19 protein-coding genes are annotated in these 14,402 nt (G+C 62.0%); 5 read left to right on the top strand and 14 right to left on the bottom strand.

Translation table 11 applies throughout. The annotated features are described in order from the left end of the window. Positions 1-16 precede the first annotated feature (16 nt). The 6 genes from metW to L6D82_RS05725 all read right to left on the bottom strand — a co-directional run bounded on the left by metW (position 17) and on the right by L6D82_RS05725 (position 4,387). Positions 17-637 (bottom strand): methionine biosynthesis protein MetW, encoded by a 621-nt coding sequence (gene metW, locus L6D82_RS05700; protein WP_007953362.1) that lies wholly within the window; start codon positions 635-637, stop codon positions 17-19. 7 nt (positions 638-644) lie between these two features. Beyond that, positions 645-1,784 (bottom strand): homoserine O-succinyltransferase MetX, encoded by a 1,140-nt coding sequence (metX, locus tag L6D82_RS05705; protein ID WP_085605883.1) that lies wholly within the window; start codon positions 1,782-1,784, stop codon positions 645-647. Between the two features lie 189 nt (positions 1,785-1,973). After that, a complete protein-coding gene (locus L6D82_RS05710; protein WP_039767931.1) occupies positions 1,974-2,261 on the bottom strand; it encodes a DUF167 domain-containing protein in 288 nt (95 codons plus the stop codon). Next, a complete protein-coding gene (locus tag L6D82_RS05715; protein ID WP_011336374.1) occupies positions 2,258-2,848 on the bottom strand; it encodes a YggT family protein in 591 nt (196 codons plus the stop codon). Before L6D82_RS05715 ends, L6D82_RS05710 begins: the two co-directional genes overlap by 4 nt. A gap of 10 nt (positions 2,849-2,858) precedes the next feature. Further along, positions 2,859-3,677, bottom strand: coding sequence for a pyrroline-5-carboxylate reductase (proC, locus tag L6D82_RS05720; RefSeq protein ID WP_236188313.1), 819 nt, complete (start codon positions 3,675-3,677; stop codon positions 2,859-2,861). A 23-nt stretch (positions 3,678-3,700) separates the two neighbouring features. Further along, complete coding sequence (locus tag L6D82_RS05725; protein ID WP_236188314.1) at positions 3,701-4,387, bottom strand: YggS family pyridoxal phosphate-dependent enzyme; 687 nt, start codon at positions 4,385-4,387, stop codon at positions 3,701-3,703. A gap of 56 nt (positions 4,388-4,443) precedes the next feature. On the opposite strand from L6D82_RS05725, the gene L6D82_RS05730 reads away from it, so the two are divergent. Beyond that, positions 4,444-5,478: a type IV pilus twitching motility protein PilT gene (locus tag L6D82_RS05730; RefSeq protein ID WP_039767934.1), complete on the top strand. Its 1,035-nt coding sequence runs from the start codon at positions 4,444-4,446 to the stop codon at positions 5,476-5,478. Between the two features lie 47 nt (positions 5,479-5,525). Here the strand turns inward: L6D82_RS05730 and L6D82_RS05735 are convergent, their stop codons facing one another. Further along, positions 5,526-6,143: a C40 family peptidase gene (locus L6D82_RS05735; RefSeq protein WP_236188315.1), complete on the bottom strand. Its 618-nt coding sequence runs from the start codon at positions 6,141-6,143 to the stop codon at positions 5,526-5,528. A 249-nt stretch (positions 6,144-6,392) separates the two neighbouring features. Here L6D82_RS05735 and L6D82_RS05740 point away from each other — a divergent pair, with 249 nt between their 5' ends. After that, on the top strand, positions 6,393-6,827 hold the full coding sequence (locus tag L6D82_RS05740; RefSeq protein WP_102716719.1) for an NINE protein: 435 nt from the start codon (positions 6,393-6,395) through the stop codon (positions 6,825-6,827). 36 nt (positions 6,828-6,863) lie between these two features. Here L6D82_RS05740 and L6D82_RS05745 read toward each other — a convergent pair whose 3' ends face one another. The 7 genes from L6D82_RS05745 to gshB all read right to left on the bottom strand — a co-directional run bounded on the left by L6D82_RS05745 (position 6,864) and on the right by gshB (position 12,795). After that, the gene (locus L6D82_RS05745; RefSeq protein WP_236188316.1) at positions 6,864-8,135 is read right to left on the bottom strand and encodes a dihydroorotase; all 1,272 of its coding nucleotides are present in this window, start codon (positions 8,133-8,135) and stop codon (positions 6,864-6,866) included. Further along, a complete protein-coding gene (locus L6D82_RS05750; protein ID WP_007913665.1) occupies positions 8,132-9,136 on the bottom strand; it encodes an aspartate carbamoyltransferase catalytic subunit in 1,005 nt (334 codons plus the stop codon). Before L6D82_RS05750 ends, L6D82_RS05745 begins: the two co-directional genes overlap by 4 nt. Before the next feature lie 27 nt (positions 9,137-9,163). Further along, a complete protein-coding gene (gene pyrR / locus L6D82_RS05755; RefSeq protein WP_039767937.1) occupies positions 9,164-9,667 on the bottom strand; it encodes a bifunctional pyr operon transcriptional regulator/uracil phosphoribosyltransferase PyrR in 504 nt (167 codons plus the stop codon). Positions 9,668-9,748: 81 nt separating this feature from the next. Continuing rightward, positions 9,749-10,186: a Holliday junction resolvase RuvX gene (gene ruvX, locus L6D82_RS05760; protein ID WP_007953334.1), complete on the bottom strand. Its 438-nt coding sequence runs from the start codon at positions 10,184-10,186 to the stop codon at positions 9,749-9,751. After that, entirely contained in the window at positions 10,186-10,758 is a 573-nt protein-coding gene (locus L6D82_RS05765; protein ID WP_039767938.1) for a YqgE/AlgH family protein, read from the bottom strand. Before L6D82_RS05765 ends, ruvX begins: the two co-directional genes overlap by 1 nt. A 59-nt stretch (positions 10,759-10,817) precedes the next feature. Then, positions 10,818-11,717 carry an energy transducer TonB gene (locus tag L6D82_RS05770; RefSeq protein WP_039767939.1) on the bottom strand — a complete coding sequence of 300 codons (900 nt, stop codon included), beginning with the start codon at positions 11,715-11,717 and terminating at the stop codon, positions 10,818-10,820. 106 nt (positions 11,718-11,823) lie between these two features. Then, positions 11,824-12,795: a glutathione synthase gene (gshB, locus tag L6D82_RS05775; protein WP_236188317.1), complete on the bottom strand. Its 972-nt coding sequence runs from the start codon at positions 12,793-12,795 to the stop codon at positions 11,824-11,826. A gap of 224 nt (positions 12,796-13,019) precedes the next feature. On the opposite strand from gshB, the gene pilG reads away from it, so the two are divergent. From pilG to L6D82_RS05790, 3 genes are read left to right on the top strand one after another with little or no spacing between them, the layout of a single operon-like run. Then, complete coding sequence (gene pilG / locus L6D82_RS05780) at positions 13,020-13,424, top strand: twitching motility response regulator PilG (RefSeq protein ID WP_007953330.1); 405 nt, start codon at positions 13,020-13,022, stop codon at positions 13,422-13,424. Between the two features lie 60 nt (positions 13,425-13,484). Continuing rightward, complete coding sequence (pilH, locus tag L6D82_RS05785) at positions 13,485-13,850, top strand: twitching motility response regulator PilH (RefSeq protein ID WP_007953328.1); 366 nt, start codon at positions 13,485-13,487, stop codon at positions 13,848-13,850. Positions 13,851-13,860: 10 nt separating this feature from the next. Further along, positions 13,861-14,400, top strand: coding sequence for a chemotaxis protein CheW (locus tag L6D82_RS05790; RefSeq protein WP_007953327.1), 540 nt, complete (start codon positions 13,861-13,863; stop codon positions 14,398-14,400). Positions 14,401-14,402: the final 2 nt, after the last annotated feature.

Genomic DNA, 14,402 nt, shown 5'->3' on the forward strand with positions numbered 1-14,402 from the left:
CTCGCAATGTCGTGGTTCAGACCGCGATTCTGTGATCCGCAAGCCCCGGGCTGCTGACGCGGTAGATACCGATCTCACCTAACAGATTAGGCCATAGCTTACTGGCCCACCCGTGGCGGTGCTGTTGATCCACGGCAAGCCGATCAATGACCTTTGCCTCACGTTCGCGACAAAGTTCTTCAAAGTCTTCGAAGGTGCAGAAGTGAATGTTCGGCGTGTTGTACCAGGTGTACGGCAGAAATTCCGACACCGGCATCCGGCCCTTGCTCGCCAGGTACCAGCGGCAGCGCCAGTGACCGAAATTCGGGAAGGTGATGATGCACTGGCGACCGACCCGCAGCATTTCGTCGAGGATCTTGTCCGGGTAGTGCACGGCTTGCAGGGCCTGGGTCATCACCACGATGTCGAAGCTGTTGCTGGCGAAGTTGCCCAGGCCCTTGTCCAGATCCTGCTCGATGACGTTGACGCCCTTGGCCACGCACTGCGCGATGTTGTCGGCGTCGTTTTCCAAGCCGTAGCCGGTGACCTGCTTGTGGTCGCGCAGCCAGGTCAGCAACTCGCCGTCACCGCAGCCGAGGTCGAGCACGCGGCTGCCGGCGGGGATCCATTCCTGGATGATTTCCAGATCAGCTCTCATGGCTTTCTCACAACGTAATGCGGTTCATGTAATTGCCGAACGCCTGCAAATAACGCGGGATCGGAATCAGGAAGGCGTCGTGGCCCTGCGGCGCGTCGATTTCCAGGTAGCTGACGTCCTTGCGCGCAGCCATCAGCGCATCCACCAGTTCCCGCGAACGGGCCGGGGAGAAGCGCCAGTCGGTGGTAAACGACATCACGCAGAACTTGGCTTTCGCACCTTCGAAGGTTTTCGCCAGGTTATCGTTGAAGTTCGCTGCCGGATCGAAGTAGTCCAGCGCCTTGGTCATCAACAGATAAGTGTTGGCATCGAAGCGCCCGGAGAACTCTTCGCCCTGATAACGCAGGTAGCTTTCGACCTGGAACTCGACGCTGTGGAAGTCATAGTTGAGCTTTTCGCTCTTCAGGCCACGGCCGAATTTCTCGCCCATGGAGTCGTCGGACAGGTAGGTGATGTGCCCGACCATCCGCGCCAGCATCAGGCCGCGTTTGGGGATCACGCCCTGTTCCTGGAACGAGCCGCCGTGGAATTCCGGGTCGGTGAGGATCGCCTGGCGCGCCACTTCGTTGAAGGCGATGTTCTGCGCCGACAGCTTCGGGGCCGAGGCGATGGCCAGGCAGTGGCGCACGCGATCCGGATACGTGATGGTCCATTGCAGCGCCTGCATGCCGCCGAGGCTGCCGCCGATCACTGCGGCCCACTGGCTGATGCCGAGCAGGTCGGCCAGACGTGCCTGGCTGTGCACCCAGTCTTCCACGGTCAGCACCGGGAAGTCGGCGCCGAACGGCTTGCCGGTTTCCGGGTTGAGGCTGCTCGGGCCGGTGGAGCCGTTGCAACCGCCGAGGTTGTTCAGGCTGACCACGAAGAACTTGTTGGTGTCGATCGGTTTGCCGGGGCCGATGCAGCTGTCCCACCAACCGGGCTTGCGGTCGTCGACGCTGTGATAACCCGCAGCGTGGTGGTGGCCGGACAAGGCGTGGCAGATCAGCACGGCGTTGCTCGCTTGCGCGTTCAGCGTGCCGTAGGTTTCGTAGATCAGGTCATAATCGGCCAGCGAACGGCCGCAGGCCAGGGCCAGCGGTTCGCTGAAGTGCGCCGTTTGCGGCGTCACCAGACCAACAGAATCGGGGGGAAAGGCAGCTGGCATCGACCCTGCTCTCGTTGAAATGAGGCGTAAGTCTAAAGACCGGTGGGGTTAGCGGCAAGCAACGATCAGGCCTGATTTGCGCTCGTTCCCACGCTCCGCGTGGGAACGCCTCATTGGACGCTCCGCGTCCGCTTCGGCGGGGAACGCGGAGCGTCCCGGGATGCATTCCCACGCAGAGCGTGGGAACGATCAGCTGACTAGTCCGGGCAGATCCGGCAACTTCTTCGGCGAGCAGATCTTCACCCGCTTCTGCCGGTTCAACTCGCCGCTGAGCAAACTGACCTGGCTTTTGGAAACCCCAAAAGCCTTGGCCAGAAACCCCATCAGGTACGCATTGGCCTTGCCCTCGACCGGCGGGGCGGTCAGGCGGATCTTCAGGCGATCACCGTGCAGCCCGCAGAAATCATCGCTGCGGGCGGCCGGTTGCAGGTGACATTCCAGAATCAGGTCGTCACCGTCCCAGCGAAACCAGCTCACATCAGCAGGCGCAGGATTTCCGGCATCATCGTCATCGCCGCGAGGTTGTTGATCACCAGCATGTCGATCAGCTTCAGCACGAGGAAGGCGAAGATCGGCGACAGGTCCAGACCACCGAGGTTCGGCAGGATGCGGCGGAACGGCGCCAGGGCCGGTTCGCAGATCTGGTTCACCAGTTCGGCGCCCGGATTGTGGCTGCCCGGTGCGACCCAGGACAGGATGATGCTGATGATCATGGCCCAGAAGAAAATTTTCAGGAACAGCGCCGTCACGCCGATCAGCGACCAGATCAGCAGTTGCAGCGGGTTGCCGGTGGTGCCGTAGGTCAGCAGCAGGGTCAGCGCCATCAGCGCCAGTTGCACGAGGATCGCCAGCACCAGCGATGACATGTCGAGGCCGAACAGGCTCGGGATGATCCGGCGCAGTGGCTTGAGCAGCGGCTGGGTGGCCTTGACCACGAACTGGCACAGCGGGTTGTAGAAGTTCGCCCGCACCAGTTGCAGGACGAAGCGCAGCAGCACGATCAGCAGGTACAGGCTGCCGAGGGTTTGCAGCACGTAGACCGCTGCGGTGTTCAATCCAATCATGTAAGGCTCCTTATTTGCCCAGTTGTTCGGCCATTTCGGCCGAGCGGTGCGCGGCGGCGCCGAGTGCTTTTTCCACCAGGGCTTCGAAGCCGCTGGCCTGGAACGATTTGATCGCGGCTTCCGTGGTGCCGGCCGGCGAGGTCACGCGGCGGCGCAGTTCGGCAGCGTCGACGTCGCTGGACACCGCCATGTGCGCGGCTCCCAGCGCGGTCTGCAAGGTCAGCTGCTCGGCGGTTTCCTTCGGCAGGCCGAGTTTGACGCCGGCGGCGGTCATGGCTTCGATCAGCAGGAAGAAGTACGCCGGGCCGGAACCGGAGACGGCGGTGACGGCGTCCAGTTGCTGCTCTTCGTTCAGCCACAGGGCAATGCCCACGGCGGACAGCAGTTCTTCAGCCTGCTGGCGTTGTTCGGCACTCACTTCGCCGGTAGCGTACAAACCGCTAACGCCCTGACGCAGCAGCGCCGGGGTGTTCGGCATGCAGCGCACGATCGGTTGCTCGCCAAGCCATGCGGTCATGCTGGCGCAGGTGATGCCGGCGGCGATGGAGACCACCAGTTGATTCGGTTTCAGGCTCGGGCGAATCGCTTCGCACACGGCTTTCATGGCCTGTGGCTTGACTGCCAGCACGACAACGTCGGCGCCGTCGATGGCCTGGGCGTTGTCGGCGAAGGTTTCGATGCCGTGTTCGGCGCTGACTTTGGCGCGGGTTTCTTCACCCGGATCGCTGGCGCGAATGTGTGCAGCTTCCAGACCCTTGGCCCGCAGGCCGCCGATCAGGCTGGCGGCCATGTTGCCGGCACCGATAAAGGCAATACGCGTGTTGCTCATGTCAGGTCCTTATCTGGAAATGTTCAAGATTGGGAGTAGTCGCGGGCGCCGAACAGGGCCGTACCGATACGGACCCAGGTCGCGCCCTGGGCAATGGCCGACTCGAGGTCGTGGCTCATGCCCATGGAAAGTGTGTCGAGCGGCAGATCGAGGCTGGCCTGCAACTTCTGAACGGCGGCGAATGCAGCATCCTGCTCGGCGCGATCTTCAGTCGGTTCGGGAATCGCCATCAACCCGCGCAGCTTCAGGCGTGGCAGGGCGCTGATGGCCTGGGCCAGCGCCGGCAGGTCTTGCGGCGTGCAGCCGGACTTGCTGGCCTCACCGCTGACGTTGACCTGAATGCAGATGTTCAGTGGCGGCAGATCCGCCGGGCGTTGTTCGGACAGGCGTTGGGCGATTTTCAGACGATCCACGGAGTGCACCCAGGCGAAATGCTCGGCAATCGAGCGGGTCTTGTTCGACTGAATGGGGCCGATGAAGTGCCAGATCAAGGGCAGGTCGGCCAGCTCGAGCTGTTTGCCCAAGGCTTCTTGCAGGTAGTTCTCGCCGAAGTCGCGCAGGCCGGCGGCATACGCTTCGCGCAGGGCTTGTGCCGGTTTGGTCTTGCTCACGGCCAGCAGCTGGACGCTGTTTTCATCGCGTCCGGCGGCTTTGACGGCTGCCTGGATTCGCGAACTAACCAGTTGGATGTTGTCTGCTATCGTGGACATCAAGAGGCGCCAGCGGTCTGAAGGTTCGCGGCATTCTACTGGAATTGAGGGACGCTATGGATATCACTGAACTGCTGGCCTTCAGCGCCAAACAGGGCGCTTCCGACCTGCACCTGTCGGCCGGTCTGCCGCCGATGATCCGCGTGGATGGCGATGTACGGCGGATCAATCTGCCGGCGCTGGATCACAAACAGGTGCACGAGCTGATCTACGACATCATGAACGACACCCAGCGGGTGGACTTCGAGAAACATCTGGAGACCGACTTTTCCTTCGAAGTCCCCGGCGTGGCGCGCTTTCGGGTCAATGCCTTCAACCAGAACCGGGGCGCCGGGGCGGTGTTCCGGACCATCCCGTCAAAAGTGCTGACCATGGAAGACCTGGCCATGGGTGACGTCTTTCGCAAGATCACCGATGCGCCGCGCGGGCTGGTACTGGTTACCGGGCCGACCGGCTCCGGCAAGTCCACGACCCTGGCGGCAATGATCGATTACCTCAACACCCATCGTCATCACCACATCCTGACCATCGAAGATCCGATCGAATTCGTCCACGAATCGCGCAAATGCCTGATCAATCAGCGCGAAGTCCATCGCGATACCCGCAGTTTCGCCACCGCATTGCGTTCAGCGCTACGCGAAGACCCGGACGTGATCCTGGTGGGCGAGATGCGTGATCTGGAAACCATCCGCCTGGCGCTGACCGCGGCCGAGACCGGGCACTTGGTGTTCGGTACCTTGCACACCACGTCGGCAGCCAAGACCATCGACCGGGTGGTGGATGTGTTCCCCGGGGACGAAAAATCCATGGTGCGCTCGATGCTGTCGGAGTCGTTGCTGGCGGTAGTCTCGCAGACGCTGATCAAGAAGATCGGCGGTGGCCGGGTGGCGGCGCACGAGATCATGCTGGGGACGTCGGCAATCCGTAACCTGATCCGCGAGGACAAGGTGGCGCAGATGTATTCGGCGATCCAGACCGGCGGGTCGCTGGGGATGCAGACACTCGACATGTGCCTGAAGGATCTGGTGACCAAAGGCTTGATCAGCCGCGAACATGCGCGGGAGAAGGCGCGCACGCCGGATAACTTTTAGGCAAAAAAAACGCAGCCCTTGGGCTGCGTTTTTTTGTACCTGAACAATCAGCGCTGAACGACGCGCATCTGCCCCTCTTCTTTCGGCAATACGCGTTTGGCCACCACGTAATGCTTTTCCCAGTACGGCTTGTTCAGTGTGTCGATGCTCACCGACTTGCCGCGCCGTGGCGCATGGATGAAACGATCGTTGCCCAGGTAGATGGCAACGTGATTGACCCGACGGCTCTTGATGTTGAAGAAAATCAGGTCGCCCGGCTTCAGATCCTTGCGTTCGACTTTCTCGCCGTGACCGCTGGCCATGGCGTTCGAGGTGCGTGGCAGGTCGAACGTGGCGTCGTTGAACGCGTATTTCACCAGACCGCTGCAGTCGAAGCCTTTACTCGGGCTGCTGCCGCCCCAACGGTATGGCGTACCGAGGACGTTTACCGCGCGACTGAGGACGTTACTGCTTTCCTTGGTCGCCATCGGTGGCACCAGCTTGCTGCGGCCGTTGCTGCTCAGCGTGGTGTGTTTGACCTGTTTGCCTTTGTTCGAAGGAGCAGAGGCATGGGATTTAGGGGTGAAGCCGTTAACGTTTGGAAGACGTTGCTCACGATTGGTGGCGTGGGCGGCCAGTGGCATTAATAGGCAAATGGTTAGCCATGTCTTGAAAAATGGACGCATTAGGCAGGGCTCTTGGTGTGTTAGCGCGCAACTTTATAACAGCTTTTTTGTCACTTCCGAGGCCGTTGGTCGATTCAATCGGGTGCCAACGGAACCAAATAAGCGGCAAAAAGACGCAATTGTCGGACAGAAGTCCGGTGCTATAAGGCTTTGACGGGACACACGGTAGCATTTGCCATACGTCGGCTACCTGTAAAAAAGTCACAAAGAATTAAAGAATATTTATCTATCGCGTGAATCGAGGTCTTAATGAACGGCTATCAGCTGCCCCGTGTGAAGGAAAAAGACACCCATAGCAAGGTGATCGGCTACCTGTTGTGGATTTTCGGTTTCACAGGCTCACACCGCTTCTATTACGGCAAGCCGGTGACCGGCACGATTTGGTTTTTCACCTTCGGATTGCTGGGGATCGGCTGGCTGATCGACGTGTTCCTGATCCCTGCGATGGATCGAGAAGCCGACCTGCGTTTCGTGGCGGGCCCTATTGAATACAACGTGGCGTGGATTCTGCTGACCTTCCTCGGCGCGTTCGGCGTGCACCGGATGTATCAGGGCAAGTGGATCACAGGTTTGCTGTACCTGCTGACCGGCGGGTTGTTCTTTCTGGGGGTGCTGTATGACTTCTGGACGCTGAACGATCAGGTGTCGGTGCGTAACGCCGAAGGGCGGGGTGCCTTTCAGTAAGTGATGGCGAGGGAGCTGGCTCCCTCGCCATTTTTGTTACGCCTGGTGGCTGATCCGGCCATCCACCAGCGTGTAACGCACCACACCCGGCAGGCTATGGCCGAGGAACGGGCAGTTCTCGCCCTTCGACAGCCAGGTTTCGCCGGCAACGGTCGAGGCCTTCGGATCGAACAGCACGATATCCGCCGCGCCGCCCACTGCCAGTTTGCCCGCCGGCAGGCGCAGGGCCTCGGCCGGGCCGGCGCTCAGGCGGGCCAGCAGGGTCGGCAGGTCCAGCAGACCGTCCTCCACCAGCGTCATCGCCAGCGGCAGCAGCAGTTCGATGCTGCTGATGCCCGGCTCGGTCGCGCCGAACGGTGCCAGTTTGGCATCGCGCTCGTGAGGCTGGTGATGGCTGGAAATCGCCGAGACAACGCCGGACTTCACCGCCTCACGCAGACCGTCGCGGTCGACGCGGGTGCGCAGCGGCGGTTGCACGTGATACAGGCTGCTGAAGTCGATCAGCGCTTCGTCCGTCAGGATCAATTGATACAGGGCGACATCCGCCGTGACTTTCAAACCACGGGCCTGGGCCTGAGCGATCAGGGCCACGCCGCGAGCACTGGTCAGCTGGCTGAAGTGCGCGCGCACGCCGGTCTGCTCGACCAGCAGCAGATCCCGGGCCAGCGCCACGGTTTCAGCGGTTTCCGGAATGCCCGGCAGGCCGAGGAAGCTGGCGGTGGCGCCTTCGTGGGCCAGGCCGCCGTCAGCCAGGTCGTGATCCTGCGAGTTGAAAATCACCGTCAGGTCGAACGTTGCCGCGTAATCCAGCGCCCGGCACAGGGTGCGGGTGTTGCGGAAGCTTTCCAGGCCGTTGCCGAACGCCACGCAACCGGCGTCGCGCAGGGCAACGAGTTCTGCAAGCTGCTCGCCATCCAGACCTTTGCTCAGCGCGCCGATCGGGAACACCTTGGTGTTGCCGGCCTCGCGGGCGCGGTCGAGGATCAGTTCGGCCACGGCGGAGGTGTCGAGCACCGGTTTGGTTTTCGGCGGGCAGCACAGGCTGGTCACGCCGCCGGCTGCAGCCGCGCGGGTTTCGCTGGCGATGGTGCCTTTGCGGCTGTAGCCCGGCTCGCGCAGGGCGACGTTCAGGTCTACGAGGCCTGGAGCGGCGACAAGGCCTTGGGCGTCGATGGTTTCGACGGCGGTGAAGCCGGCCGGTGCAGCGCCGAGGGCGACGATCTTGCAGGCTTCAACGTGAATATCGGTGATTTGATCCAGGCCGCTGCTTGGATCGATGACGCGGGCGCCGAGAATGCTGAGCTTCACTGGGCGTTCTCCTGCTCGAATTGACGTTGCGCCGTTTGCCCGCTCATGGCCATCGACAGCACGGCCATACGGATCGCGATGCCGTAGGTGACTTGATTGAGAATCACCGAGTGCGGGCCGTCGGCCACCGCCGACTCGATTTCCACACCACGGTTGATCGGCCCCGGGTGCATGACGATGCAATCGGGCTTGGCGCCGGCCAGGCGCGCGGTGGTCAGGCCGAACAGGCGGTAGAACTCGCCTTCGCTCGGCAGCAGGCCGCCGGTCATGCGCTCACGCTGCAGGCGCAGCATGATCACCACGTCGACGTCTTTCAGGCCTTCGGTCATGTCGGTGTAGACCTTCACGCCGTATTGCTCGATGCCGATCGGCAGCAGGGTCTTCGGCGCGATCACGCGGATGTCCGGGCAGCCGAGGGTCTTCAGGGCGAGCATGTTCGAGCGCGCCACCCGCGAGTGCAGGATGTCGCCGACGATGGCCACCGAGAGGTTCTCGAAACCGCCCTTGTGGCGGCGGATGGTCAGCATGTCGAGCATGCCCTGGGTCGGGTGCGCGTGCCGGCCGTCGCCGCCGTTGATGATCGCCACTTGCGGGCAGACATGCTCGGCGATGAAGTGCGCCGCGCCCGAGTCGCCATGGCGCACGACGAACATGTCGGCGGCCATGGCTTCCAGATTGCGCAGGGTGTCGAGCAGGGTTTCACCCTTGCTGGCCGACGAGGTCGACACGTTCAGGGTGATCACGTCCGCCGACAGCCGCTGGGCCGCCAGTTCGAAGGTGGTGCGGGTGCGGGTCGAGTTTTCGAAGAACACGTTGCACACGGTCTTGCCGCGCAGCAACGGGACCTTCTTCACGGCCCGGGCGCCGACTTCGAGGAACGAGTCGGCGGTGTCGAGGATTTCCGTCAGCAACTCGCGGCGCAGGCCGTCGAGCGAGAGGAAGTGGCGCAGCTGGCCCTGATCATTGAGCTGCAGCGGGCGCTTGGTATCTAGAGGCGTCATCGCGAGGGGGACTCTCAATAGGGCGGATTAAAGGGCAAGGTCTTGCAGTTCGAGGGCCAGCTCCGGCCCGGACAGCTTGACCCGCTCGTGGGCGGCCAGCGACAGGGTCGCGCCGACCACGTTCGGGCGGATCGGCAATTCGCCGGCGTCCAGGTCCAGCAGGCAGACCAGCGTCACGCTGGCCGGGCGGCCGTAGTCGAACAGTTCGTTCATGGCGGCGCGGATGGTCCGGCCGCTCATCAGTACGTCGTCGATCAGCACCAGATGCTGGCCTTCGATTTCGAAGGGCAGGGCGGACGGGCGCACCTGCGGGTGCAGGCCGTTCTGGCTGAAGTCGTCGCGGTAGAAGGAAACATCCAGCGTGCCCAATGGCGCGTCGCTGCCCAGCTCTTTGAGCAGGGCCTGGGCGACCCAGACGCCGCCGGTGCGGATGCCGATGTAACGCGGTTCGCTGATATCACGCTGGGCAAGGTGCGCCTTGAGGCGGGTCGCCATCTGGCTGATCAGATCGGCAGGATTGGGCAGGCTCATGGTTGCTCCTTCTTGGGGTCGAGCCGGTTCTCGCGAACCGGAGCTCGGGTTGTAACCAAAAGAAAAGCGCCGTAGCGCTTGTCAGGATTCAAATAGTGCGGTGTTTTCGTCGAGCCAGCCTTGCAGCAGCAGGGCGGCGGCGATGGCGTCCACCGGGTTGTCGCGGTAGCTGCCTTTCTGCCCACCGCGCACCAGTCGCTCGCCCTTGGCTTCGAAGGTCGTCAGGCGTTCGTCGTGGGTATAGAAAGGCAGGTTGAAGCGGCCGTTGAGGCGGCGGGCGAATTTCTCGGCGCGGGCGCACATCTCGCTGGGCGTACCGTCCATGTTCAGCGGCAGGCCGACCACCACGGCGTCGGGCTTCCATTCCTTTATCAGGGCTTCGACCTGATTCCAGTCCGGCACACCGTTTTGCGCCTTCAAGGTGCACAGTTCGCGGGCCTGGCCGGTAATCACCTGGCCGACCGCCACGCCGATCTGTTTGGTGCCGTAGTCGAAGCCGAGGATCAGGCGCAGGGCCATCAGGCGTGTCCTGCCTGGCTGGTCAGCAGGCTGAGGTTGATTCCCAGGTGCTTGGCCGCCGCTTCCAGGCGCAGTTCACTGCTGGTGTTGAACAGGATGTCGGCGTCGTACGGGCAGGTCAGCCAGGCGTTGTCGGCCAGTTCGGCCTCCAGCTGACCGGCTTCCCAACCGGCATAACCGAGGGTGATGACGCTTTTGGCCGGGCCCACGCCGTCGGCGATGGCGAACAGCACATCCTGCGAGGTGGACAGGGCCAGATCGCCCTCCAGCTCAACGGTAGCCTGGAACGTCTTGCCCGCCGGGTGCAGGACAAAACCGCGATCGGTCTGCACCGGGCCGCCGATGAAGATCGGCACATGCTGGCACAGCGCCGGCGGATCGATGTCCGGGCGCAGTTGTTCGAGGATGTCGGCCAGATTCAGCTCTTGCGGTCGGTTGACCACCAGCCCCATGGCGCCATTGGCCGTGTGCTCGACGATGTAGGTCAAGGTGTGGGCAAAGTTCGGGTCGGCCATGTGTGGCATGGCGATCAGGAAGTGATGCTTGAGGTAGCTGGGGCTGACGTTTTTCATGTGCGCTAGTGTGGCGTTCGGGGGGCGAACTGACAAGCTGGAGCGGGCAAAAGATCGACTCAGTTACTGGACAACCGGTCGCCCCGGGCGAATTTCCAGGTGCGGATGATTTCCAGACGGTCGATGTCCGACAGGTCCCCGGTAAACGGTGCAAACGGTGCCGCCAGACGCACGATCCGCTGCGCCGCCTGATCCAGCAGTGGCTGGCCGGAAGACTCCAGCACCAGCACTTCATACAGCGAGCCGTCGCGGTTGATCGACACCATCAGGCGCAGATTGCCGTAGATCTGCTTGCGCCGGGCTTCGTCGGGGTAATTGAGGTTGCCGATGCGCTCGACCTTCTTGCGCCACTCGTCCTTGTACCAGGCGCCCTTGTCGCGCATGGTCGAGGCGGCGCTGAGGCGGTGGATACGCGGGCGCTTGGCGTACAGCTGTTGTTCGTTGGCCAGTTCGGCTTCAAGGCTGGCGATGTCGCTGGAGAGCTGCGAACTGTCGAAGGTCGGGGCGTCGACCGTCGGTTTGGTCTCGGTCCTGGCTTCTTCTTTCTTGGTCGGCGCCTTTTTCGGTTTCGGCGCGACGGTGGTCACGGCCGCCTTGGGCGCGGCTTCCTGCACCTCCGGCTTGGCGGCCGGTGGCGGGGTGACTTTCTTGACTTCGTTTGCCTGAAACGGCGCGACCTCGGTGGTCTTGGGGATCGCCTTCTTGTCGAGGGTGCCGCTGCCTTCCTGGTTTTCCTGGGCGAGGAAATCGGCCTTCGCCGGCTTCTTTTCGCTCTTGAAGGTAGCGAGGGTGATTTCCAGGGTTTTGCTGATCTGCTTGGGCTCGACCATGGTGAAACCCACGCCGAGCAGCAGCGCCAAATGGATCAGCGCCGCGAGAAACAGGGTAAATCCGAGGCGATCGACCGGGCGCACGCCTTTATGGGCGAGTTCAGCGGGCAGATCGGACGGAAGTGTCATTCGAGAAAAACCAACATCGCGTTTTTACGGGCTCGGCATGATAACGCAATGTTGGTTTTTAGCTGCAAGCTTGAAGTCTCAAGCGACAAGCTGCACACCACTGGCTTTAAGCTTGCGGCTTGCGGCTCGACGCTTGCAGCTTGCCTTCGATCGCATCCATCAGCATCCCGCCGATGTCGGTGCCGAAGGCATTGTCGATTTCGCGGATGCAGGTCGGGCTGGTGACGTTGATTTCGGTCAGGTGCTCGCCGATCACGTCCAGGCCGACGAACAGCAGGCCCTTCGCGCGCAAGGTCGGGCCGACCTGAGCGGCGATCCAGCGATCCTTGTCGGTCAGCGGACGGGCTTCGCCACGACCGCCAGCCGCGAGGTTGCCACGGGTTTCGCCCTGGGCCGGAATCCGCGCCAGGCAGTAATCCACCGGCTCGCCGTCGATCATCAGGATGCGCTTGTCACCGTCCTTGATCGCCGGCAGGTAGGCCTGGCCCATGATCTGCTGGGCGCCGATTGCGGTCAGGGTTTCCAGGATAACCGACAGGTTCGGGTCGCCGGCGCGGTGACGGAAGATCGAGGTGCCGCCCATGCCGTCCAGCGGCTTGAGGATCACGTCGCCATGTTTGGCGGCGAATTCACGCAGCACGTCGGCGCGGCGGCTGACCACGGTCGGCGGCGTGCACTGCGGGAACAGGGTGGCGAACAGTTTTTCGTTGCAGTCGCGCAGGCTCTGCGGCTTGTTGACCACCAGCACCCCGGCGGCTTCGGCCTGTTCGAGCAGGTAGGTGGAGTAGACGAACTCCATGTCGAACGGCGGATCCTTGCGCATCAGGATCACGTTCAGGTCGCTCAGCAGCGAATCCTGTTCGGCCCCCAGTTCGAACCATTTTTCCGGGTTGGCGAAGACTTTCAGCGGATTCATCCGCGCCCGTGCCTGGCCTTCACCCTGATAAAGGTCTTTCTGTTCCATATAGAACAGTTCCCAGCCGCGCTTTTGCGCCGCCAGCAGCATGGCCAGCGAGCTATCCTTTTTATAGGAAATGCTGGCGATAGGGTCCATGACAATCCCGACGCGAACGCTCATTGGGTTTTCCTCGAAAATTGGCTACCGGATCGGTATGAAAAAAGTGCCGCCAGAGTGGCGCCGGGCGGGTTTTCGGTCAAGGAAAAACCCGTCGATAGATTGCGTCTGGAGACTGTGCTAAAAAGGCTCCCAGCCGCGCTGGCCCTTGAGCATCAAGGGTTTCCAGCCATCAGTCATCGCAAAACGGACAAATTGATTCGCAAAGGCGACGGTAGAGCCCCCTTATGGAACAGCAGTCCAGCGCCTTGAAGGTCATGGTGATCGACGACTCGAAAACGATTCGTCGCACCGCCGAGACCCTGTTGAAAAATGCAGGGTGCGAAGTCATCACCGCGATCGACGGTTTTGACGCCCTGGCGAAGATCGCCGACCACCACCCCGGGATCATCTTTGTCGACATCATGATGCCGCGTCTGGATGGTTATCAGACCTGCGCTTTAATCAAGAACAACAATGCGTTCAAGGGCACGCCGGTGATCATGCTGTCGTCCCGGGACGGGCTGTTCGACAAGGCCAAGGGGCGGATTGTCGGTTCCGATCAATTTTTGACCAAGCCTTTCAGCAAGGAAGAACTGCTCGACGCGATTTCGGCCCATGTTCCGGGCTTCGCTGCCGCTTTGCCGCAGTAAGACACGCACAGAGACGCTCGGCCAGCGGGCCCGGTGTCGACAAGAAAAATGGGGAAGACCATGGCACGTATCCTGATCGTCGATGATTCGCCGACCGAAATGTACAAACTCACCGGCATGCTGGAAAAGCACGGGCACGAAGTGCTGAAAGCCGAAAACGGCGCCGACGGCGTGGCCCTGGCCCGTCAGGAAAAACCCGATGCGGTACTGATGGACATCGTCATGCCCGGCCTCAACGGCTTCCAGGCCACCCGTCAGTTGACCAAGGATGCGGAAACCAGCCACATCCCGGTGATCATCATTACTACCAAGGATCAGGAGACCGACAAGGTCTGGGGCACCCGCCAGGGCGCCAAGGACTACCTGACCAAACCGGTCGACGAAGACACGCTGATCAAGACCCTGAACAACGTGCTGGCCGGTTGATCGCGCCGCCATGAGCGAGTCGCTGACCGCGTTCGAACTGTTGTGGCAGATCGACCAGCGCTGTCGCCTGCTGGCGGCGGACCTGCCGTCGCAACCGGCGCGCCAGGATCGCTGGAGCGGCATCGGCTTTCGTCTGGGCGAGCACTGGTACGTCACGCCGATGGGCGAAGTCAGCGAAGTGCTGCCCGAACTGCGCGTCACCCAGCTGCCGGGCGTCAAGCCGTGGGTCAAGGGTGTGGCCAATCTGCGCGGGCGGCTGTTGCCGGTCATGGACCTGTGCGGCTTCTTCGGCCATGAGCTGTCACCGATGCGCAAACAGCGGCGGGTATTGGTGGTAGAGCATCAGGACGTGTTTGCCGGTTTGCTGGTCGATGAAGTCTTCGGCCTGCAGCACTTCGAGCAGGACAGTTTCGAATCCGTCTCGATCAGTAAACGGCAAGGCTCCAAGGGCGAGTTCATCAAGGGCTATTTCCGGCGCGAGCAGAACTGGCGGGTGTTCAGCCTGTTTGCGCTGGCGCAGTCACCGAGTTTCATGCACGTCGCGGTTTAACA

The sequence above is a fragment of the Pseudomonas paraglycinae genome, from assembly GCF_021601625.1.
GTDB lineage: Bacteria > Pseudomonadota > Gammaproteobacteria > Pseudomonadales > Pseudomonadaceae > Aquipseudomonas > Aquipseudomonas paraglycinae.